Genomic DNA, 22,416 nt, shown 5'->3' with positions numbered 1-22,416 from the left:
GTAATTTCTGCGGTTGATATTGAGTCAGGGAGAGAAAGATGAAATTTTTGAAACGGGGTGTGGCGCTGGCGTTACTGGCGGCGTTCGCGCTGACGACTCAGCCTGCACAGGCTTACGAAAAAGATAAAACCTATAAAATTACTATCCTGCATACCAACGATCACCACGGTCACTTCTGGCGCAGCGAATATGGCGAATATGGCGAATATGGTCTGGCAGCGCAAAAAACGCTGGTGGACAGTATCCGTAAAGAGGTGGCGCAAGAGGGGGGAAGCGTCCTGTTGTTATCCGGCGGCGACATTAATACCGGGGTGCCGGAATCCGATCTCCAGGATGCGGAGCCCGATTTCCGCGGGATGAATCTGATTGGCTACGACGCTATGGCCGTCGGTAATCATGAATTTGATAACCCGCTCACCGTATTGCGCCAGCAGGAAAAGTGGGCGAAGTTTCCCTTTCTTTCCGCCAATATTTATCAAAAAAGTACCGGCGAGCGTCTGTTTAAGCCGTGGGCTATTTTTACACGCCAGGATATAAAAATCGCGGTAATCGGCTTAACCACCGATGACACGGCGAAAATAGGCAACCCGGAATATTTCACCGATATTGAGTTTCGTAAACCTGCTGAAGAAGCAAAGGTGGTGATTCAGGAACTTAATATGAATGAAAAACCGGACGTGATTATCGCGACCACGCATATGGGACATTATGACAACGGCGATCACGGTTCGAACGCGCCGGGCGACGTTGAGATGGCGCGTAGCCTGCCTGCCGGTTCGCTGGCGATGATTGTGGGCGGTCACTCACAAGACCCGGTATGCATGGCGTCGGAAAATAAAAAACAGGTGAATTACGTACCGGGAACGCCCTGCGCGCCGGATAAGCAAAATGGTATCTGGATCGTGCAGGCGCATGAGTGGGGTAAATATGTGGGCCGCGCGGATTTCGAATTCCGTAACGGCGAGATGAAAATGGTTAACTACCAGCTTATTCCGGTAAATCTCAAGAAAAAAGTGACCTGGGATAACGGGAAAAGCGAGCGTGTACTTTACACGCCGGAAATCGCCGAAAATCCGCAAATGCTCTTGTTATTAACGCCGTTCCAGAATAAAGGTAAAGCGCAACTGGAGGTGAAAATTGGTAGCGTGAATGGCCTTCTTGAAGGCGATCGCAGTAAGGTCAGATTTGTCCAGACCAATATGGGACGGGTGATTCTGGCTGCGCAGATCGCGCGCACCGGCGCCGATTTTGGCGTGATGAGCGGCGGCGGTATTCGCGACTCGATTGAGGCGGGAGATATTACCTATAAAAGCGTGCTCAAGGTACAGCCGTTCGGCAACATTGTGGTGTATGCCGATATGAGCGGCAAAGAGGTAGTTGATTATCTCACCGCCGTAGCACAGATGAAACCGGACTCCGGCGCCTATCCACAGTTCGCCAATGTGAGCTTTGTCGCCAAAGAGGGCAAGCTCACCGAGCTGAAAATCAAAGGCGAGCCTGTTGATCCGGCCAAAACCTACCGCATGGCGACGCTGAGTTTCAACGCCACGGGCGGCGATGGTTATCCGCGCATCGATAACAAACCGGGATACGTGAATACCGGGTTTATTGACGCGGAAGTGCTGAAAGAGTTTATTCAGCAAAATTCACCGCTGGATGCGGCGGCGTTTACGCCAAAAGGCGAGGTGAGCTGGCTGTAGCGGTACGGATAGCCATTTCTGCCTGATGGCGCGCAGCCTTAAGGCCTACGGATTATGTCTGCTGTAGGCCGGATAAGGCGTTTGCGCCGCTATCCGGCAATGTATTTTACGCAGGCTTAATCCCGACGCGCGATATCAGCGAATTTAGCACCCAGTATGGCGGCCAAATCGTCAGCCGCCAGTTCAATATCCAGCCCGCGTTTACCACCGGAAACATAAATAGTGGCAAACGTGCGGGCAGGCGCGTCAATCAGCGTGGGCAGCCGTTTCTTCTGTCCCAGCGGACTGATCCCGCCGACCAGATATCCCGTGGTGCGTTGCGCCACCATCGGGTCGGCCATATCGACCTTTTTCGCGCCCAGAGCTTTGGCGACTTTTTTCAAATCCAGCTGTCCGGCTACAGGCGTCACGGCGACGGCCAGTTGCTTCATATCGCCATTCACGGCGACCAAAAGCGTTTTATACACCTGATCGGCGTTTAGCCCGAGCTTACGCACCACTTCATCGCCAAAGTTAGTTTCATTCGGATCGTGATCGTAGGTGTGAATGTTAAACGGAATCTTGTTTTTTTCGAGTAACTTAACTGCGGGTGTCATAACGTTCCTTCTTACTACAGACGTGATTTGCCATCAGCATACGCCCGAAAGCGGACTAAAAAATAGTATAATCTTGTGCATTAGGTCTTGGCAGTTGCGGCAACTTTGAGCGACAATCTGAAGATCCGAAGCGAAAGCGTCGGGATAATAATAACGATGAAATTCCTCTTTGACGGGCCAATAGCGATATTGGCCATTTTTTTATTTCAATATTTGCGGTAGGTTGCCTTCGCCGTACAGATGTAGCGCCCCTACGGCTACCACGTAGCGTCCCGGCGGCAGTGCCAGCAGCGCGTCGCGCCAGGCTTCATTGCGTTTCACCATCAGTACATCATACAGCGGCTGGCTAAACGTTCTGGGGAGCGAAGCGCCGACGCTGGTCGGCGGCTGCTCAAGCCACCAGCCGATCATCACCTGCAAAAGCCGTGCGTTGGTGTGCCAGTGCGTCAGCGTGTCGTCGAGCAGCGCCATCCCGCCATCGGGCAGATCGCATAGTAGTTCGAGCTGGTGTTTCGCCCCTTCCAGCTCTTGCACCGGCAGCGACATTTCGCGGGCAGCCTGTAATAGCTGATAATCAATGCCATAGTCCGGACGCAATCCCAGCCGTTGCGCCTGCGTGGCCTGTAGCACCATAGCTATCTGCCATAAAGGTTGATTATCAAAATGGATCAGCGGCATACCCAACTCGCTGACCCGTTTTTCCAGTGCGCTTAACTGCCCGGCGCTGAGACGTTCGACCAACGGCGGGCATTTGGGGAGATTGCTGAATGGCGTTTCGTTACCAGAAATATCCGCTTCAACGACCAGCGCGTCGGCCTGGCGTAGCTTTTTCACCAGCTTTGCTGGAAGAGGAGCCATATCGCGCGTCCCCATATGAATACTGCCAACCAGATGCAGATGACGACCGCCGGGCAGGGAGAGATCGATAGCAGGCCAACTATTTGGGGTACCACGCAGCGCGCGCCATAAACGTTTAAGTTGATTTAATAGCTTCATACGCGCTCCCTTTGAAAAAGCTCATGCTAGCGCGTTGGAGAAAAGGGCGCAATGCGCCCTGACGGGACGTCAACGATCGGTCGGGTTATTCGCTGCCGTCGAGATAGGCCGTTCTGGCGATGGTCATTTCAAGCTGGCATTTATAAATACTGATGCGCTTTTCAGCGGGTATGGCCTCGGATTTTGCATCGCTAAGTTTGCCGCACTGCTGCTCTTTTTTGGTCACCCAGACTCGCTGTTCTTGTTTTAATGCCGTTCGGGCAGAGGCGGGTAGCGATTTCCAGACCTGATTAAGCTCGCGATCTCTACTCTCAAATTTCTTTGCTGCGATTTCAATCAGTGAGTTATTTTTTTTCTTTATAATGCTATCACCAGATACCGTCATTCTTGCCATTACATAAATAGACCGCGCCAATTTATCGGTTTTTGGCACAGGGGTGACAACAATATCTTTGTTGTTGTCTGCTAGCTGAATATTGTAGTTAACCTGTTTCCAGGTCACCGTATTGTTTATTACCTGTCCATCCCCTTGTGAAATATAGAATAGAGTGTTTGGTAAGTCTTTCATTAATTTAAATAATGGCTGAGGAATACCCATGGCGACGGTAGCCGAGCAAGTTCGTAAGTTGGCATTTTCTGCTTGAGGGTTCTGCGTGATTACATCACTGAATTGAACAGGAATAGCCCGGAGTTGTTGCTCGTATTGAGTCTGGGGGATATCGAAGAAAAGCGTGGAGGGCTCTTTAATATAGTCTTGCTGTAAACGACCTAATGCTTCATTGTAAATCCATTCTTTTGCCGCCGTGACTGCATTATCGTTGCCACATTTTAACTCTGGAGTGGAATCAAATAACCCTGCATAACTGACGGCGGGAGAAAGCAGGAAAAGAAGCGTAACTGCTTTTCTAAACATAAATAACACATCCTTATGATTCAAAAAAACATTATAAAATGTTGTTTTTTATTTTTCTACAGGATGTGCGGTTAAATTTTTATATATTGATACGGTAAATTACTGATGGCTTAATAATATATCAGGCAGCTGATGCTGCCTGATATAGCGTTTTTACGCTTTCGGTTTAAAACGCAATAGCCGGTTGGCATTGCTGACGACGGTAATGGAAGACAGCGCCATTGCCGCGCCTGCTACTACCGGGTTTAACAAGGTACCGGTAAACGGCCACAGAATACCGGCGGCCACCGGGATACCAATGCTGTTGTAGATAAATGCGCCAAGCAGGTTTTGTTTCATATTGCGCAACGTCGCGCGCGAAATGGCCAGCGCATCCGCCACGCCCATCAGACTATGGCGCATCAGCGTAATCGCCGCGGTTTCAATCGCCACATCGCTGCCGCCGCCCATCGCGATACCGACGTCCGCCTGCGCCAGCGCGGGCGCATCGTTGATACCATCGCCGACCATCGCAACCTGACGACCCTGGCTTTGCAGGCGTTTAATCGCATCGGCTTTGCCATCCGGCAGAACGCCCGCAATGACTTCGTCAATACCCGCTTCTTTGGCAATCGCGTTAGCCGTCGTTGGGTTATCCCCGGTGAGCATTACCAGACGGTATCCGGCGTTGTGCAGGCGTTCAAGCGCGGCAATACTATCGCTGCGCAATGGATCGCGTACCGCCAGTAACGCCGCCGCTTTACCGTCAATCGCCAGCAGGACCGGAGTCGAGCCTTGCGAGGCCTGCGCGGTGATTTCCGCCGTCATGTCATCCGTGGCGACGTGCTGTTCGTTCAGCAACGCCTGGTTCCCCAGAAGCAGTTGATGACCTTCCGCTTCACCGCTGACGCCCAGTCCGCGCAGCGTTCTGAAACCGTTCACCTGCGGCAGTTTATCATCGCCGGCTTTTTCCAGAATCGCATGGGCCAGCGGGTGGCTGGAGCCTTGTTCGAGCGCGGCAGCCAGACGTAATGCCTGAGCTTCCTCAACGCCGTTAAAGGTTTTTATCGCCACCACTTGCGGCTTGCCTTCCGTCAGCGTCCCGGTTTTATCAAAAACGAGGGTATCCAACGTACTGGCGCGTTGCAGGGCATCGGCGTCGCGTACCAGCACGCCGAATTCGGCAGCGCGGCCTACGCCGGAAATAATCGACATTGGCGTCGCCAGGCCTAATGCGCAAGGGCAGGCGATAATCAGTACGGTGGTGGCGATGACCAGCGTATAAACAATTTGCGGCGCCGGCCCGAAGAAATACCAGATAGCGGCGCTGAACAGCGCAATGGCCACGACGACGGGAACGAATACCGCGGAGATTTTATCGGCCAGTTGGCCAATTTCCGGTTTACTGCTCTGCGCCTGGCGTACCATGCGAATAATGCGTGACAGCGTGGTATGACTGCCCACCGCGCTGGCGCGGAACAGGACGCTGCCGTCCTGGACGACGGTGCCGGCATGAACGCTGTCGCCTTCGCCTTTTTGCTGCGGAATGGGTTCGCCGGTCAGCATGGCTTCATCAAGCCACGCTTCGCCCTGGGTAATTTCGCCATCCACCGGCACGCGATCGCCGGTAGTGAGCCGCAGCAGCATCCCTGGCTGAACGTCCGCCAGCGGGACGCTTTTTTCGCCGTCTTCTGTCACGACGCGTGCGGTGGGCGGGGTGAGATCGAGTAATTTTTCCAGCGCTTTTGAGGAACGCTGACGGGCGCGCGCTTCCAGCATGTGTCCGAGATTAATCAGACCGATAATCATCGCGCTGGCTTCGTAATAGAGGTGCCGTGCTTCCATCGGGAACCACTGCGGCCACAGGTTGACGCTCATGGAGTAGAGCCAGGCGACCCCGGTGCCGAGCGCCACCAGCGTATCCATCGTCGCCGTGCCGTTCAGCAGGCTTTTCCACGCGTTACGGTAAAAGTGACCGCCCGCAAAGACCATCACCGCAAGCGTGATCAGGCCAATAGCCAGCCACAGGCTGCGGTTGTCGCCGGTCACCATCATGTTATCGCCGATCATCCCCCAGACCATGACCGGTATACCGACCGCCAGGGCAACGATGGCCTGCCAGCGAAAACGTTTCATGGTGGCGATGGCGGTTTCCTGCTGGCGCTCGCGGCGTTTGATGTCATCTTCAATCGCCTCTGCGCCGTAGCCGGCTTTTTCCACCGCCTGCACTAAATCAGCGGCGGACGCGCTGCCCATCACCAGCGCAGTGCGTTCCGCCAGGTTTACCCGTGCCTGCGTGACGCCCGGTACGCTTTGTAGCGCATGTTGTACGCGGGTGACACAACTGGCGCAGCTCATGCCGCTTAACAGCAACTGTTGGCTTTCTTCATCGGCCGTCGCTACCGGAAGCTCATGAGGAACCGCTGCCAGTGCTTCCGACGGGATTGATGACTCCGTCAGCGGTTTAGCCTTTGGGTGGCTTAACGTCGCGCCATACCCGGCTTGTTTGATGGTTTCAATTAACGCGTCCGCACTGGCGGTACCGGTAACGTGCGCTTCGGTTACGGTGACGTCCGCCAGCTCAACATCCGGACGTTGTTCAAGACTTTCTTTCACGCGTTTAACGCAATGACCGCAGGACAAACCGTCCAGGGTCAGGTCGATAGTTTGAGACATAGTAAAAACTCCTTTATGATTGGTCATCAATTCATTGACCTTAGTAATCGTAGTGACTCACTGTGATAAAGGTTAAACCTTCCAGCAAGGTTAAGGTCAAGGGGGAAATATGAATATTAGCGATGTGGCGAAAAAAACCGGTTTAACCAGCAAAGCCATTCGGTTTTATGAAGAGAAAGGGCTGGTGACGCCGCCATTACGTAGCGAAAATGGTTATCGCACCTACACGCAGAAGCATTTAAACGAGCTGACGTTGCTGCGACAGGCGAGGCAGGTGGGGTTTAATCTGGAAGAGTGTGGCGAACTGGTCAATCTGTTTAACGATCCGCGACGCCATAGCGCAGATGTGAAAAAGCGGACGCTGGAAAAGGTCGCGGAGATCGAGCGCCATATCAGCGAGCTGCAATCAATGCGCGATCAACTGCTGGCGCTGGCGGAGAGTTGTCCCGGCGATGACAGCGCCGACTGCCCGATTATTGATAATCTTTCCGGCTGCTGTCATCACAAGGCGCAAAAGCCACGTTGATTAAACGGCACGAATGCGTAAGGTGATGCCTTCCACGGCGATCACTTCGACATGCGTACCTGCGCGCAGGTCTTCGTCAGCGCATACCGGCCACGAGCTGTCGCCGACACGCATATGACCCCGTCCGTTAACTAACGCGGCATCAAGCATAAACCGGCGGCCTACCAGTTGTTGTCCGCGTTGGTTAAGGCGGCTGTCGGTCGGCTTCTGCTCCCGCACGCGACGCGCCAGCCAGCGCCACCAAAGCCAGGCCGCCAGTAACGTTAAGGCCGCAAACAGCACGCCCTGCCATTCCCAGCCGAGCGGTAAGAGCCAGACGGTTAAGCCGGTAATCACTGCCGCCACGCCGCTCCACAGCAAATAGCCGTTACCGCCGAGCATTTCCGCAGCCAACAACAGGCCGCCGAGGCTAAGCCAGAAGATATGCGGATGTACCAGAATCATCGCTATCATGCTTTTTTCCGTTCGCTGGCGCTGTCCTTAACCAGCTCGCTGATCCCGGCGATAGCGCCCATCAGACTGCTGGCATCCAGCGGCATCATGACCACTTTGCTGTTATTCGCCGAGCCGATTTGCTGTAACGCTTCGGTGTATTTCTGCGCCACGAAGTAGTTTATTGCCTGAATATCCCCGGCGGCGATGGCTTCAGACACCATCTGCGTAGCGCGGGCTTCCGCTTCGGCGGAACGTTCGCGCGCTTCCGCCTGCAGGAAAGCGGACTGACGTTCGCCTTCGGCTTTCAGAATCTGCGACTGTTTTTCCCCCTCGGCTTTCAGGATTTCCGCCTGACGCACCCCTTCGGCCTCAAGGATATAGGCGCGTTTGGTACGTTCCGCTTTCATCTGGGCGTTCATTGAGGAGATCAATTCCGCGGGCGGGCGGACATCGCGAATTTCGATACGGGTAACTTTAATTCCCCACGGATTGGTGGCTTCATCGACAATATGCAGCAGCCGCGTGTTGATGCTGTCGCGCTGGGAGAGCATTTCATCCAGCTCCATCGAACCGAGCACCGTACGGATATTGGTCATGGTCAGGTTAATGATCGCCAGTTCCAGATTACTGACTTCATAGGCGGCGCGCGGCGCATCGATAACCTGAATAAAACAGACCGCATCGATAGTGACGTTGGCGTTATCTTTTGAGATCACCTCCTGCGACGGAATATCCAGCACTTGTTCCATCATATTGATCTTGCGGCCAATTCTGTCCATAAACGGTACAACAAGGCTTAATCCCGGCTGCAGGGTTTTGGTGTAACGTCCAAAGCGCTCCACCGTCCACTGGTACCCCTGCGGAACGATTTTGACGCCCGCGCCGACGATCACCAGCGCGACGAAAATGAGAATAGGGATAAGAATGAGCATAGCTAAACCTCCTGTTGCGTTGTCCATAAACCGATTTTGCTGACGAATTAAGCGAATTATACCTGATTCAGTAAAGCATGTTCCCCCCTTATTAATTACAGGGATACACTATCGCTATAAAAATATGAACAACGGATGCGCAATAAATGACAGAACGTAGCATGTTGCTTGAGTTAAAGCAGGTCGGTTACCGGACTGCGACGACAAAAATAGTGAATAACATCAGTTTTACGCTGCAACGCGGCGAATTTAAGTTAATTACCGGTCCTTCTGGCTGCGGAAAAAGTACGTTGTTGAAAATGGTGGCCTCGCTAATAAGCCCTGATATCGGCATGATTCTTTTTGAGGGGCAGGATATTACTACTCTGAGTCCGGAAGCCTATCGCCAGCAGGTTTCTTATTGCGCTCAGACGCCAGCGCTATTTGGCGATACGGTTTACGATAACCTGATTTTTCCCTGGCAAATTCGCCATCAGCGCCCGCAGCCGACAGCCTTCGCAGACGATCTGGCGCGTTTTGAACTGCCGGATACGATTCTGCAAAAACCGATTGCCGCGCTTTCCGGCGGGGAAAAACAGCGTATTGCTCTAATTCGTAATCTACAGTTTCTGCCGAAAATACTGTTACTCGACGAAATAACCAGCGCGCTGGATGAACATAACAAACGGAATGTGAATGATATTATTCATCGCTATGTTCGCGATAAGCAGGTCGCTGTCTTGTGGGTAACGCATGATAAAGATGAAATTCAACACGCGGATAAGGTGATAACGTTAACGCCATCTGCCGGAGAGATGCAGGAGGCGCGTTATGAACGAGCATAATATTACCAATACCTCGCTGGCGTTATCGATGCTGCTGGTGGTGGTCGCGATGCTCATCAGTCACAAGGAAAAGCTGGCGCTGGAAAAAGATATTCTGTGGAGCGTATGCCGGGCGGTGATACAGCTCATTATTGTCGGCTATGTACTGAAATACATCTTTGGCGTTAATCATGCCGCCCTGACGCTACTGATGGTGCTGTTCATCTGTTTTAACGCCGCATGGAACGCGCAAAAGCGCAGTAAATATATCGATAAGGCATTTCTCTCCTCGTTTATCGCCATCACCGTCGGCGCCGGGCTAACGCTGACGGTACTGGTGCTTACCGGTTCGATTGAATTTGCGCCGATGCAGGTGATTCCCATCGCTGGCATGGTCGCCGGTAATGCGATGGTAGCGGTAGGGCTGTGCTACAACCAACTGGGGCTGCGTTTTCATAGCGAGCAGCAGCAAATCCAGGAAAAGTTAAGTTTGGGCGCAACGCCGAAAATGGCCTCCGCCGGGCTTATCCGCGATAGCATCCGCGCATCGCTTATCCCGACGATCGACTCGGCAAAGACCGTTGGGCTGGTGAGCCTGCCGGGGATGATGTCCGGGCTGATTTTTGCCGGGATCGATCCGGTAAAAGCGATTAAATATCAAATTATGGTAACGTTTATGCTGTTGTCGACAGCCAGCCTGTCTACCATCATTGCCTGCTATTTAACCTACCGGAAGTTCTATAATTCGCGTCATCAGTTGGTAGTAATGCCGCTCAAGAAATCATGATAGTTGCCGGATGATGGCGCAAGCGCCTTATCCGGCCTGAGGACGACAGGTAGGCCAGATAAGCGCGCCATCAGGCAAGAGAGGATTAATACAGTAGCGCGTACAACTGGCGGCGGTATTTCGACGCCAGCGCATCGCCGGTGCCGAGCGCGGCAAGGATCTCCTGGAAGGTTTTGCGCGTCTGTCCCTCGGCGGCGGCAAGATCTTTTCTCAGATGGCTGAACAGCAATTCCAGCGCTTCTTCATTACGTCCGACCTGGTGCAACTGCAACGCCAGTTGCGTTGCCAAAGCCGCATCCTGCGGATTCTCCGCGACTTGCTGCTGAAGTTGCTGAATTTCCGGCGTATCCGCCGCCTGTTTAAGCAGTTCGATCTGCGCAACCAGCCCCTGATAACGGGTATCCTGATCCTGTAGCGGTATAGTTTTTAACACCGCTTCGGCCTCTTCAGAGCGGTTCAGCGCAATTTGCGCTTCCGCCAGTAACAGGCCAATCTCACCGTTCTGCGAAGAGAGCTGCCAGGCGTCTTTGAGCAACGGCAGCGCGTCAATGTAGTTGCCCTCCTGCATTAACTGCATCGCTTGTTGCGCTTTTAGCTCTTCTTCACGCGGCAGTACTTTATCCAGCAGAGCGCGGATTGCCTCTTCCGGCTGCGGCCCCTGGAAACCATCGACCGGTTGGCCATTCTGGAACAGATAGACAGTCGGGATGGCGCGCAGACCAAACTGAGCGGCGATCATCTGTTCGGCGTCGCAGTCCAGCTTTGCCAGAATAAACTGACCGTGGTACTGGGCAGCCAGACTTTCCAGCACTGGCGTTAATTGCAGACAGTGTTGGCTGCGTTCAGACCAGAAATAGAACAGTACCGGCGTGGTCATGGACTGCTCTAAGGTCTGCTGCAGGTTGGATTCATTAATATTGACAATGTTCTGTACGGACATGGCGTCGCTCTCTTTTGTCTGTGTCACGTTTACATGGGGGCTGACGGGCGCGCTTCAACTCAGCTTTGTAAAATTTTATCCAGCATCCGGCCCGGCAATAGGCGTTTCAGCGCCATCACTGCCCAGGTGACCAGCGTAACGGGATAGCGCAGCCTGGGTTTATCGCTTGCAAAAGCATGACGTACTTTCGCTACTACCGCGTCAGGATCGCGGGTGAAACGTGCGGCGATGCCGGGATTTTCTACCGGTTTATCACGCTGCGTCTGGTTAACGTTATCCGTAAAACGGGTACGAATCGGCCCCGGTTCTATCAGGCTCACTTTAATGCCTGTGTGCCGTAGCTCCATACGTAGCGCGTCAGACCAGGCTTCGAGCGCGTATTTGCTGGCGGCATAAGCGCCGCGCCCTGGGGTGGAAATCAGCCCCATCACCGATGAGGTCATCACAATGCGTCCTTCGCCATGCGGCAACATGGCGGGAAGTAAGCGCATAGTAAGCTGATGCGCGCCGAAGAAATTACTGGAAAACTGTTGCTCCATCTGCTCACGGCTGATGGTGGAAAGGGGGCCATACACGCCGTAGCCGGCATTGTTAAAGATCCCATACAGACGATTATCGGTCAGGGCGATCACTTCATCGGCGGCACGATCCACGCTTTCAGGGGAGTCGAGATCGATCAACACGCCGGTAAATCCCATACTGTTCATCCGGGCGACATCATCAGGTTTGCGGCAGCCCGCCAGGATTTGAAAGCCCTGGCGTTTAAGTTCAAGCGCGCTGTCCAGACCGATTCCGCTGGAACATCCTGTTATTAAGACCGATTTTTGCATAACTTTACCTGTCAGGATCTCCGTTGATTTAAGAGTCGTGGTTAACTATATCCGTCATACTTCAAGTTGCCTGTGCGTTCGTTTACTCCAGTCACATAGGTATCTATGCTCCTGGACATTCTCTTACGTGCCGCCTTCATGCAACTCGAATTATTCAGGAGAGAAAAGGGGTCAACTGCTTCGCCATCCAGTCGGCAATAAACGGCTGGGCGTCGCGGTTGGGATGAATGCCGTCATCCTGCATCCACTGTGGTTTCAGATATATCTCTTCCATAAAAAACGGTAACAGAGGAATATCGAACTCTTTGGCGAGCTTAGGATAAATGGCGCTAAAGGATTCATTATAACGGCGACCGTAGTTAGCGGGCAGATGAATTTGCATCAGTAACGGTTGGGCATCGGCGGCTTTCACCGTCTGAATGATTTTACGTAGCGTCTGTTCGGTTTGCGCAGGCGCAAAACCGCGTAGGCCATCGTTGCCGCCAAGTTCCACCACTACCCAGCGCGGGTGATGCTGTTGCAACAGCGCCGGCAAACGCGCCAGTCCCTGCTGCGAGGTATCTCCGCTTATACTGGCATTAACGACCGACGTTTTGTTTTGCCATTTATCATTAAGGAGCGACGGCCATGCCGCGCTGGCGGCCATACGGTAACCGGCGCTGAGGCTATCGCCCAGAATTAATAAGGTGTCTGCGGCGGCGGCACGGAAAGTTAACAGGATCAAAAACAGGAAGGGCAAATGCCAGCGGAAAACAGTGTTGAAGTTCATCGTCTCAGGAAGTCCGTCGGTCAGGGTGAGCATGAGCTTTCCATCCTTACCGGAATTGAACTGGTTGTCAAACGCGGCGAAACCATTGCGCTGATTGGCGAATCAGGATCGGGAAAATCTACGCTGCTGGCGATTCTCGCCGGACTGGATGACGGCAGTAGCGGAGAGGTCAGTCTGGTCGGGAAACCGCTTCACCAGATGGACGAAGAGGCGCGGGCGCAGCTTCGCGCTCAGCATGTCGGTTTTGTTTTTCAATCCTTCATGCTTATTCCTACGCTTAACGCGCTGGAAAACGTTGAACTACCGGCCCTGCTACGCGGTGAAAACAGCGGTCAGAGTAAGGCGGGGGCGAAAGCGCTGCTCGAACAACTGGGACTGGGAAAACGGCTTGACCACCTTCCGGCACAGCTTTCCGGCGGCGAACAGCAGCGCGTAGCGCTGGCGCGCGCGTTTAACGGGCGTCCTGATGTGCTGTTTGCCGATGAGCCGACGGGCAACCTTGACCGTCAGACCGGAGATAAAATCGCCGACCTGCTATTTTCGCTTAACCGCGAGCACGGCACCACGCTGATTCTGGTGACGCACGACCCGGCGCTGGCGGCGCGCTGCGACCGGCGGCTGCGGTTGGTCAACGGTCAGTTACAGGAGGAGGCATGATAGCCCGCTGGTTCTGGCGCGAATGGCGCTCGCCGTCGCTGATTATTGTCTGGCTGGCGTTGAGTCTGGCGGTGGCCTGCGTACTGGCGCTCGGCAGTATCAGCGACCGGATGGAAAAAGGGTTAAGTCAGCAAAGCCGCGAGTTTATGGCAGGCGATCGGACGCTGCAAAGTTCGCGGGAGGTACCGAAAGCCTGGCTTGAAGAGGCGCGTAAACGCGGCCTTAACGTGGGCGAGCAGTTAACCTTTGCGACCATGACGTTTGCCGGCGATACGCCGCAACTGGCCAGCGTGAAGGCGGTAGATAGCGTTTATCCGATGTACGGCGAATTGCAAACCCGTCCAGGCGGAGTGAAACCGCAGCCGGGTAGCGTACTGCTGGCGCCGCGTCTGATGGCGCTGCTTAATTTGAAAACGGGCGATACCATTGATGTCGGCGACGTGACCTTGCGTATTGCCGGTGAAGTGGTGCAGGAACCGGATTCCGGATTTAACCCTTTTCAGATGGCGCCGCGTCTGATGATGAATATGGCCGATGTGGCAAAAACCGGTGCGATACAGCCGGGGAGCCGCGTGATGTGGCGGTATAAATTCGGCGGAACGCCGCAACAGCTTGCTGGCTATGAAAGCTGGCTGTTACCGCAGCTTAAACCGGAACATCGCTGGTACGGGCTGGAGCAGGATGACGGGGCATTGGGGAAATCGCTCGAACGTTCGCAGCAGTTTTTGCTGCTTTCGGCGTTATTAACGCTACTGCTGGCGGTAGCTGCCGTCGCGGTGGCGATGAGCCATTACTGCCGTAGCCGCTACGATCTGGTGGCGATTTTAAAAACGCTGGGCGCGGGCCGGGCCCAGTTGCGTAAACTTATTATCGGACAGTGGTTGATGGTGCTGGGGCTTTCCGCCGTCACGGGAGGCGCGATTGGGTTACTGTTTGAAAACATATTGCTGGTGCTGCTAAAACCGGTATTGCCCGCCGATTTGCCGCCCGCCAGCCTGTGGCCCTGGCTGTGGGCGCTGGGCGCGATGACGGTCATCTCTTTGCTGGTCGGTTTACGGCCTTATCGATTGTTGCTGGCGACCCAGCCGCTACGGGTGCTGCGCCGCGATGTTGTCGCTCGCGTCTGGCCGTTAAAAATTTATTTGCCTGTCGCCTGCGCCGTCGTGGTGGCGCTGCTCGCCGGATTGATGGGCGGAAGTATGCTGTTGTGGGCGGTTCTGGCGGGTGCAGTGATACTGGCGCTGCTGTGCGGTCTGGTGGGCTGGATGCTGCTTAACGTGCTGCGCGGCATGACGTTGACGTCGCTACCGCTGCGTCTGGCCGTCAGCCGACTTCTGCGTCAGCCGTGGTCAACGTTGAGTCAGCTTTCGGCGTTTTCGCTTTCGTTTATGCTGCTGGCGCTCTTGCTGGTGCTGCGCGGCGACCTCCTTGATCGCTGGCAACAGCAACTCCCGCCGGAAAGTCCGAACTATTTCCTTATCAATATTGCTTCAGAGCAGGTCGCGCCGCTGAAAGCCTTTTTGGCGGAACATCAGGTGATTCCGCAGACGTTTTATCCGATTGTGCGGGCGCGGTTAACCAGGATAAACGGTAATCCGACGGAAGGTCAGCAGGATGAGTCACTCAACCGTGAACTGAATTTGACCTGGCAGGATACGCGCCCGGCGCATAACCCGCTGGTCGCCGGTCACTGGCCGCCAAAACCGGGCGAAGTCTCCATGGAAGAGGGGCTGGCGAAGCGGCTGAACGTCAAACTCGGCGATAGCGTAACCTTTATGGGCGATACCCAGGCGTTTAGCGCTAAAGTTACCAGTCTGCGTCAAGTGGACTGGGAAAGCCTGCGGCCCAACTTTTTCTTCATTTTTCCTTCCGGGGCGCTGGACGGGCAACCACAAAGCTGGTTGACCAGTTTTCGCTGGGAGAATGGCAACGGCATGTTAACGCAGCTTAACCGCGAGTTTCCTACCGTCAGCCTGTTGGATATCGGGGCGATCCTGAAACAGGTGGGACAGGTGCTGGAGCAGGTCAGTCGGGCGCTGGAGGTGATGGTTGTGCTAGTCACCCTCTGCGGCATGTTGCTATTACTGGCCCAGGTACAGGTCGGGATGCGTCAGCGCCATCAGGAGCTGGTGGTGTGGCGCACGTTAGGAGCCGGAAAGAAACTGTTGCGTACCACACTCTGGTGCGAATTCGCCATGCTGGGATTAGTTGCCGGGTTGGTCGCCGCGATTGGCGCGGAAACGGCGCTGGCGATCTTACAAATCAACGTTTTTGATTTCCCCTGGGAGCCGGACTGGCGTTTATGGGGCGCACTGCCGTTTTGCGGCGCGCTGCTGCTTTCCGTATGCGGCGGCTGGCTTGGCGTTCGTTTGCTGAAAGGCAAAGCGCTATTCCGACAGTTTAGCGGATGATTCATGATGTGAATAATTTCGCGCCGGTTTTTAAAACGGCGCGTACTTTTTTAGTCGCACAAATTGCTAACTCCTTGATTTTTAGTAGCACAAATCATTAAAAAATACACAACACGTAAGGTTTTATAACAGTTATTATTTGCCTGCTAAATGATTTGGATTGGCTATCTATCAAGGAAAATATAATGACAATTAAAATAACAGCGTTGGCGGCATCGATCGGCGCGGCAGTGGCTTTCATGCCTTTCGCCACTCAGGCGGAAATCACCGTTTTAAAACAAGATCCCCAGGCGGGTAATCCACTCAGCCGACTCAATTTCACCGTTGGCGGGAGTATTCGTCCGCAGTTCCAGAATATGACCGGTAATGACGGCGCGAACGGTTATAAACGTAATGGTTTTGATGGCGGGACGCGTTTCCGCTTCGCCGCGGATTATTATCTGTTTGATGATATCAGTTGGATTAGCTATTACGAGCTGGGCGTCAATATCCCTGCGGTATTTGACTGGGATAACCATTATGCGAAGGGCGCGACTGATACCACTCGCCGTATGCTGTATACCGGCTTCAAGAGCGCGACGTGGGGAACGCTGACCTTCGGTCAACAGAACAGCATTTATTACGATGTGGTGGGCGTAAAAACCGATATCTGGGATTACGACATGATAGGTCAGGCGCCGGGCAACGGGATTAACGGCGACTACGATGGTTCTTATCGCACGCGTAAGTCATTGAAGTATAAGAAAAGCATTGGCAATGTCGATCTCTACGCATCTTATCTGTTCAGCGACGATTATAATGCCAATAACGGCCTGAATTACAAGCGTAAAGGCGGCGGTTCTTTAGGCGCGGATTACCATCTCACCGACGATCTGACCTGGGGGACGGCATGGAACTATACCCGTGCGGAGATGCGTGGCAACGGCAATAAAACTTACGATCAAAATATTGTCGGTACCGCATTAAGCTGGACGCCGGAAAACTGGACTATCGCCGCAGGCGGCGGTTGGTATCAGAACTTTATGACGACCAAAAAAGTGTCTGTGAATGATTACTTTGCCGGCGATGCGTGGGGTCTGGAATATTTTGTCGGTTACGCTTTCCCGATTGGTCAGTATGCCGTGAAAGCTATTCAACCGTACTTTATGGGCGACCGCATTGAATATGTGAATGGCCGCGACTATCTGCGCACCGATAACGGCGTGGGGATCACCTTCCAACTGGATTATGGTTTCCGCGTTGATTATGAACATGTTTTCACCTCCAGCACTGACAATCTGGGCGATATGAACCTGGTGCGTCTGCGTTACGATTTCTAAAGCGTTTTCCTGTGCCGGATGTTGGCGTTAAGACCTCTTATCCGGCATTTCCCTTTACGCCATTCCCGCCTGACACACGCCTGAGCGCCTGCCTCGTACATTTAACGACACACCAGGAAACATCATGAAATAATTTCAAGGACAGCAGGCTGTGATCTGTGTCATGTTAAGAAATAGCCTTTCGTTTGGGCCAAAACAGACGATGCCGCATGAACGGCATCCGGCACAGCATCACACTATTTAAAATGGAGAAATTATGGGATTGCGTCAGAGTTTACGCATTGCGGCCAGCACGCTATTACTGGCCTGCGGATTACAGTTTGCCCATGCCGATAGTTCCCCGCAAACGATCGTATTTGGCGTCGCGCCAGGGCCGTATGGCGACATGGTGAAGCAGGCGATTGCGCCGACATTAAAAGAAAAAGGGTATAAGGTCGTGGTGCGCGAGTTTAGCGACTATGTCCAGCCCAATATGGCGTTAGCTAACGGCAGCATCGACGCCAACCTCTTTCAACATACCCTCTATTTTGACAAATTCACCGCTGACAAAGGGCTGAAGCTCAGCAAACTTATTGTGGTACCGACCGCTGGGATGGGCTTCTATTCACGTAAAATCAACAGTCTGGATGCGCTTAAAAAAGGGGACATTATTACTCTCTCCAACGATCCGACTAACCTGGCGCGCGGCCTTCGCTTCCTGCAATCGTTGGGGCTCATCACGATTAAGGACAATATCGATCCGACCAAAGCCTCTGAACGAGATATCGCCAGCAATCCAAAAGGACTGGTTTTCAAACCGCTGGAAGCCGCACAGCTACCGCGCACGCTGGATGGCGTGACCGGCGCGCTGGTTAACGGGAACTTTGCGGTGGCGGCAGGACTCGATCTCTCCAGCGCGATTAAGCAGGAACACCTGGATGAGAATCTGAAAAATATCATTGCGGTACGCAGTGAAGATGCCGATAAGCCGTTTGCCAAAGATATTGTCGAGGCGGTGAAATCGCCGGCTTATCGCGCGGTCATCGACGATCCAAAGAATATTTATAGCGCCTTCCAGAAACCGGAATGGATGACCGCGACACCCTGATCGCAGCGGTAGCCATCCCCAATTTCTGAGGTGAATATGATTGAAATAGAAAAAGTCTGCGTCGATTTTACCGCCGGTCGCGGTACCCTCACGCGCGCGGTGGATGATGTGAGCCTGCATATCGCCGCGGGCGAGATTTTTGGCATTGTCGGTACCAGCGGCGCAGGAAAAAGCACTCTGCTGCGTACCCTGAACGCCTTAACGCGTCCCAGCCAGGGGCGCGTCAACGTTAACGGCGTGGAAATTTCTGCGCTGGACGGAAAAGCGTTACGCCAGGCGCGGCAGCGTATTGGTATGATTTTCCAGCATTTTAACTTAATGCATACCCGGACAGTGGCGCAAAACGTGGCGTTTAGCCTGAAAGCGGCTGGCTGGGAACGCAGCAAAATCGCGCCACGGGTGGCGGAAATTTTAACGCTGGTGGGCCTTGCCGATAAAGCGAACCGTTTTCCGGTACAGCTCAGCGGCGGGCAAAAACAGCGGGTGGGGATAGCCCGCGCCATCGCTAACCATCCGGATGTTTTGCTGTGTGACGAACCGACTTCCGCTTTGGATCTGGAAACTTCCGCCACGATTCTGGCTCTGCTCAGACAGATCAACGCACAGCTCGGGATTACTATTGTGCTGATCACCCATGAAATGAACGTGATCAAATCTATTTGCGATCGCGTGGCGGTGATGTCGGGCGGTAAGGTTGTGGAATCGGGCGAGGTGTTTGATGTGTTTGCCCACCCGCAACACGCTTTCACACAGCAACTGGTGTCTCATACTCTTAATTTGACCCTGCCGGAACGTTTACGGGAACACCTGCCCGGGCAGTTGCTGAAAATTTTGTTTATCGGCGATTCGGCGGAGCAGCCGGTACTGTCGGAGGTGGCGATCAAGTTTGGCGTCGCGGTCAATATCCTGCATGGCAAGATTGAATATATCGGCGAACGCGCGTTGGGCATTCTGGTGGTGCAATTAACCGCGCCGCATAATCCAACGGCGGTGGCCGCCGCCGTGGAGCATATCCGTCAACGTACCGCACAGGTGGAGGTGATCCGTGGATGATTTATTGCCGGATTTAACGCTGGCGTTCAATGAAACTTTCCAGATGTTGAGTATTTCAACGGTGCTGGCGATTCTTGGCGGTCTACCGCTCGGTTTTCTGATTTTTGTCACCGATCGTCATCTGTTCTGGCAGAACCGTTTTATTTATCTCGCCGCCTCGGTTCTGGTGAATATTATCCGCTCGGTGCCATTTGTTATTTTACTGGTGCTGTTACTGCCGCTAACGCAGCTTTTGCTGGGCAATACGATAGGCCCGATTGCGGCCTCCGTCCCGCTGTCGGTGGCCGCAATCGCGTTTTATGCACGCCTGGTAGATAGCGCGCTCCGTGAAGTCGATAAAGGGATTATTGAGGCGGCGCTGGCATTCGGCGCTAGTCCGATGCGTATTATCTGTACCGTACTGTTGCCGGAAGCCAGCGCAGGGCTGCTGCGCGGCCTGACGATTACGTTGGTAAGCTTAATCGGCTACTCGGCGATGGCCGGGATTGTCGGCGGCGGCGGGGTAGGCGACCTGGCGATTCGCTATGGCTACTACCGTTACGAAACCGAAGTGATGGTTGTTACCGTGGTGGCGCTGATTGTGCTGGTTCAGGTCGTTCAGATGCTGGGCGACTGGCTGGCAAAACGTGCCGACAAGCGCGACAGACACTAAGCCGGCTTAATGTAGCGTCAGCCGGCAATAAAAATAAGCTATTGCGCTTTTAGCCAGTTGGCAACCTCTTGCCATGTGCCGCGAAAAACGATATTCGCGGCTTTTTTCTCCAGTTGATAGCGATACATTGGGTCGTAATATTCGTTAAGTAGCGGAACCAGCCATGCCATATGGCCGTCGGTGCTGCCGCTGGATAATTGCTCTGCCAGCGCCCTATCCAGCGTGTCCGTCAGTTCGGCAAAGCGTTGCAACCCCAGACGGCGGCGAATAGCGAACAGTCCATGATGAAGATATTCACTATACGCCTGCCAACCGGCTTCATCGCCGTAGGCGTGGGTGAAGTCGTGATGCATACGGATGAAATACTCTTCACGCAGTCGTTCCAGACGAAGCGCAAACGGATCTTCCACTACCGCAATGGGGGCCTGCGCCATTCTTTCGCGTAAACACTCAGGCAGATGGTTGGCGCCGATCGTTCGCCCTTCATCTTCCAGTACCCACCTTTTTAGCGTCTGACGCGCGTTAATTTTCAGCAATTCAACGGCAAGTTTGTTTTCAAAACTGGCCTGGCTGAGCTGGGGGTTCAGCGTGCGGCCAAAAGAGGAGCCGCGATGACGCGCGAGACCTTCCAGATCCACGCCGTTGGGCTGTTGTCGTACCAGTTGCGTTTTGCCGCTGCCCGTACAGCCGCCAATTAAAAGTATCGGTTTTTGCGCCAGTTGCCAGGTCGCCTGAATTGCTGTCTGGCGCAGCGCTTTATAGCCGCCTTCAATAAGCGGGCAGTCAATCCCTGTTTCTTGCAGCCAACGTTGTACGATATGTGACCGCTGACCGCCGCGCGCGCAGCACAGATACCCGTTGGGGAAACGTTGATACGCGGCTTTCCAGGCCTCAAGCCGCTGCTGGCGAATGTCGCCGCAAACCAGCCGATGCCCCAGCGCTAACGCCGCATCCGCGCCCTGACGTTTGTAGCAGGTGCCGACGGCGGCCCGCTCGTCGTCCATCATCAATGGCAGGTTGATAGCGCCCGGCATGGCGCCCTGTTCAAACTCAATCGGCGCGCGTACATCAATTAAAGGCGTATCGGCAAGGAGGAGCGCGCGATAGTCCTGTGCTTTTTGTCTGTCTTGCATAACGTAAAACGTAACCTTAAATCATCCTTTGCGCTATTTTACGCGCCAATTCGCAAAGTGGCTTGATTTTTAACAGCGTACCGTGTTGAAAATGGATAAAAAACCGGCTATTTCGGGTTGTCGTTGGGTAAATAATTTCACAATGTCTTCTACCGCTTTGCCTCCGCCAAATTTATGCCAGGCGAGGCTTAACGGTGAGGGCGGACGCATCGTCGGGATGGTACAGCTCACCAGTTCGTTTTTGTCGATCAGCGTTTGACAGAGCGGCTGCGGGACAAAACCGATACCGACGCCTGCCAGATGAGCGGCGATTTTGGTTTCCATATCAGGCACGATAATTTCCTTCTGCCCCGGAAGGCGCCAGGCTACCCGCTTGGTCAGCGTACGCGCGCTGTCTTCGATATTAATTGCCGGGAAACGGCGCAACTGCGCTTCTGTTAGAGGCCCGCTGACGTGAGCTAAAGGATGATCCGCAGACATCACAAAACGCCATTGTACGGAACCTAAAGGGTCGAGCATAAAGGTATTAGCCAACGGCTCGGTGCCAGTTACGCCAATCGCCAGCGAAAAACCTTCATACAGGAGCGAATCCCAGACGCCCATATAAATTTGCCGGGAAAAGTGAAACTGAGTGAAAGGGTAACGCGCATTAAGCCACGATAAGAGACTGGCGACCGCTTGCGGGCTATAGAGCAGGTTATTCACCACAATATTGACCTGACGCTCTACGCCGTCGTTAACCTGGCGTAGCTCGTCAGGCATGCTGTCCAACCACGCAAGCCAGTCTTTTGCCTGAGAGAGAAGGTGAGAGCCCGCCGCCGTCAACGAGACGCTTCGCGTTGTGCGAAAGAACAGCCCTACGCCGGTATTTTCCTCCAGCAGTTTGATGCGGTAGCTAATGGTTGCCGTGGTTTTACACAGGCGCTCCGCCGCTTTGGAGAAACTCCCCGTTTCGGCAACGCTGATAAAGGTACGCAGTGTTTCCGGGTCAAACATCGTCAGACGCCTCCTTACGATCCTGATAAAACCAGAATTGTTTTCCTATGATTTTTAAGTAGTTTTACATAATAGCCATGTTTGATTTGTGGTCTAAATCTACTTTTGGAAAAATATTCCAACTTTTATGTTGATGTTAAATCCCGAAGGTTTTAGATTGCATGGTATTGAAACCGGACAGAGTCCAAACCGCGGTTAAACGGAATCGAGCTACAAGGGAAAAATA

The 22,416-nt window shown here is 53.6% G+C and carries 21 protein-coding genes; 10 read left to right on the top strand and 11 right to left on the bottom strand.

The annotated features are described in order from the left end of the window. Nucleotides 1-38 precede the first annotated feature (38 nt). On the top strand, nt 39-1,700 hold the full coding sequence (gene ushA, locus J1G48_RS16605; protein WP_000670386.1) for a bifunctional UDP-sugar hydrolase/5'-nucleotidase UshA: 1,662 nt from the start codon (nt 39-41) through the stop codon (nt 1,698-1,700). Nucleotides 1,701-1,816: 116 nt separating this feature from the next. Here ushA and ybaK read toward each other — a convergent pair whose 3' ends face one another. The 4 genes from ybaK to copA form a co-directional block, all read right to left on the bottom strand. Then, nucleotides 1,817-2,296 (bottom strand): Cys-tRNA(Pro)/Cys-tRNA(Cys) deacylase YbaK, encoded by a 480-nt coding sequence (gene ybaK, locus J1G48_RS16600; RefSeq protein ID WP_000186618.1) that lies wholly within the window; start codon nt 2,294-2,296, stop codon nt 1,817-1,819. Between the two features lie 201 nt (nt 2,297-2,497). Beyond that, on the bottom strand, nt 2,498-3,292 hold the full coding sequence (locus J1G48_RS16595) for a TraB/GumN family protein (RefSeq protein ID WP_000771536.1): 795 nt from the start codon (nt 3,290-3,292) through the stop codon (nt 2,498-2,500). A gap of 85 nt (nt 3,293-3,377) precedes the next feature. Next, nucleotides 3,378-4,205 (bottom strand): lysozyme inhibitor LprI family protein, encoded by an 828-nt coding sequence (locus J1G48_RS16590; protein ID WP_000488544.1) that lies wholly within the window; start codon nt 4,203-4,205, stop codon nt 3,378-3,380. Between the two features lie 153 nt (nt 4,206-4,358). Continuing rightward, complete coding sequence (copA, locus tag J1G48_RS16585; RefSeq protein ID WP_000083909.1) at nt 4,359-6,860, bottom strand: copper-exporting P-type ATPase CopA; 2,502 nt, start codon at nt 6,858-6,860, stop codon at nt 4,359-4,361. Between the two features lie 109 nt (nt 6,861-6,969). Here copA and cueR point away from each other — a divergent pair, with 109 nt between their 5' ends. Further along, on the top strand, nt 6,970-7,386 hold the full coding sequence (gene cueR, locus J1G48_RS16580; RefSeq protein ID WP_001026760.1) for a Cu(I)-responsive transcriptional regulator: 417 nt from the start codon (nt 6,970-6,972) through the stop codon (nt 7,384-7,386). On the opposite strand, the gene J1G48_RS16575 is transcribed toward cueR, so the two are convergent. Then, the gene (locus tag J1G48_RS16575; RefSeq protein WP_000561177.1) at nt 7,387-7,839 is read right to left on the bottom strand and encodes an NfeD family protein; all 453 of its coding nucleotides are present in this window, start codon (nt 7,837-7,839) and stop codon (nt 7,387-7,389) included. Continuing rightward, complete coding sequence (locus J1G48_RS16570; protein ID WP_000906146.1) at nt 7,836-8,753, bottom strand: SPFH domain-containing protein; 918 nt, start codon at nt 8,751-8,753, stop codon at nt 7,836-7,838. The genes J1G48_RS16575 and J1G48_RS16570 overlap by 4 nt, the downstream gene beginning before the upstream one ends. A 146-nt stretch (nt 8,754-8,899) precedes the next feature. Here J1G48_RS16570 and fetA point away from each other — a divergent pair, with 146 nt between their 5' ends. Then, nucleotides 8,900-9,577 carry an iron ABC transporter ATP-binding protein FetA gene (gene fetA / locus J1G48_RS16565; protein ID WP_000140185.1) on the top strand — a complete coding sequence of 226 codons (678 nt, stop codon included), beginning with the start codon at nt 8,900-8,902 and terminating at the stop codon, nt 9,575-9,577. Beyond that, a complete protein-coding gene (gene fetB / locus J1G48_RS16560; protein ID WP_001002130.1) occupies nt 9,564-10,343 on the top strand; it encodes an iron export ABC transporter permease subunit FetB in 780 nt (259 codons plus the stop codon). Before fetA ends, fetB begins: the two co-directional genes overlap by 14 nt. Nucleotides 10,344-10,428: 85 nt before the next feature. On the opposite strand, the gene cnoX is transcribed toward fetB, so the two are convergent. From cnoX to tesA, 3 genes are all read right to left on the bottom strand, one after another. Continuing rightward, nucleotides 10,429-11,283 carry a chaperedoxin gene (gene cnoX / locus J1G48_RS16555; RefSeq protein ID WP_000116055.1) on the bottom strand — a complete coding sequence of 285 codons (855 nt, stop codon included), beginning with the start codon at nt 11,281-11,283 and terminating at the stop codon, nt 10,429-10,431. A 59-nt stretch (nt 11,284-11,342) separates the two neighbouring features. After that, nucleotides 11,343-12,113 (bottom strand): SDR family oxidoreductase, encoded by a 771-nt coding sequence (locus J1G48_RS16550; protein WP_001172804.1) that lies wholly within the window; start codon nt 12,111-12,113, stop codon nt 11,343-11,345. Between the two features lie 154 nt (nt 12,114-12,267). After that, nucleotides 12,268-12,882, bottom strand: coding sequence for a multifunctional acyl-CoA thioesterase I/protease I/lysophospholipase L1 (tesA, locus tag J1G48_RS16545; RefSeq protein WP_001010573.1), 615 nt, complete (start codon nt 12,880-12,882; stop codon nt 12,268-12,270). Here tesA and ybbA point away from each other — a divergent pair. The 6 genes from ybbA (at nt 12,853) to J1G48_RS16515 (ending at nt 20,061) form a co-directional block, all read left to right on the top strand. Then, nucleotides 12,853-13,539: a putative ABC transporter ATP-binding protein YbbA gene (ybbA, locus tag J1G48_RS16540; protein WP_001110587.1), complete on the top strand. Its 687-nt coding sequence runs from the start codon at nt 12,853-12,855 to the stop codon at nt 13,537-13,539. The genes tesA and ybbA overlap by 30 nt on opposite strands. Beyond that, nucleotides 13,536-15,950 carry a putative ABC transporter permease subunit YbbP gene (gene ybbP, locus J1G48_RS16535; RefSeq protein ID WP_000561784.1) on the top strand — a complete coding sequence of 805 codons (2,415 nt, stop codon included), beginning with the start codon at nt 13,536-13,538 and terminating at the stop codon, nt 15,948-15,950. Before ybbA ends, ybbP begins: the two co-directional genes overlap by 4 nt. Nucleotides 15,951-16,135: 185 nt before the next feature. Continuing rightward, on the top strand, nt 16,136-17,269 hold the full coding sequence (locus J1G48_RS16530; RefSeq protein WP_000152869.1) for a porin: 1,134 nt from the start codon (nt 16,136-16,138) through the stop codon (nt 17,267-17,269). A 256-nt stretch (nt 17,270-17,525) separates the two neighbouring features. Further along, entirely contained in the window at nt 17,526-18,356 is an 831-nt protein-coding gene (locus J1G48_RS16525) for a MetQ/NlpA family ABC transporter substrate-binding protein (RefSeq protein ID WP_000524317.1), read from the top strand. A 36-nt stretch (nt 18,357-18,392) separates the two neighbouring features. Beyond that, nucleotides 18,393-19,409: a virulence-associated ABC transporter ATP-binding protein SfbB gene (gene sfbB / locus J1G48_RS16520; protein WP_000569653.1), complete on the top strand. Its 1,017-nt coding sequence runs from the start codon at nt 18,393-18,395 to the stop codon at nt 19,407-19,409. Next, nucleotides 19,402-20,061: a methionine ABC transporter permease gene (locus tag J1G48_RS16515; RefSeq protein WP_000342245.1), complete on the top strand. Its 660-nt coding sequence runs from the start codon at nt 19,402-19,404 to the stop codon at nt 20,059-20,061. Before sfbB ends, J1G48_RS16515 begins: the two co-directional genes overlap by 8 nt. Before the next feature lie 38 nt (nt 20,062-20,099). On the opposite strand, the gene mnmH is transcribed toward J1G48_RS16515, so the two are convergent. Both mnmH and allS read right to left on the bottom strand, forming a co-directional pair. Next, complete coding sequence (gene mnmH / locus J1G48_RS16510) at nt 20,100-21,194, bottom strand: tRNA 2-selenouridine(34) synthase MnmH (RefSeq protein WP_001154079.1); 1,095 nt, start codon at nt 21,192-21,194, stop codon at nt 20,100-20,102. A gap of 69 nt (nt 21,195-21,263) precedes the next feature. Beyond that, on the bottom strand, nt 21,264-22,190 hold the full coding sequence (gene allS, locus J1G48_RS16505; protein ID WP_000460169.1) for an HTH-type transcriptional activator AllS: 927 nt from the start codon (nt 22,188-22,190) through the stop codon (nt 21,264-21,266). Nucleotides 22,191-22,416: the final 226 nt, after the last annotated feature.

It is taken from the genome of Salmonella sp. SAL-020, from assembly GCF_017372215.1.
In the GTDB taxonomy this organism is placed as follows: domain Bacteria; phylum Pseudomonadota; class Gammaproteobacteria; order Enterobacterales; family Enterobacteriaceae; genus Salmonella; species Salmonella enterica.
This window is presented reverse-complemented; position numbering and strand designations above follow the sequence as displayed.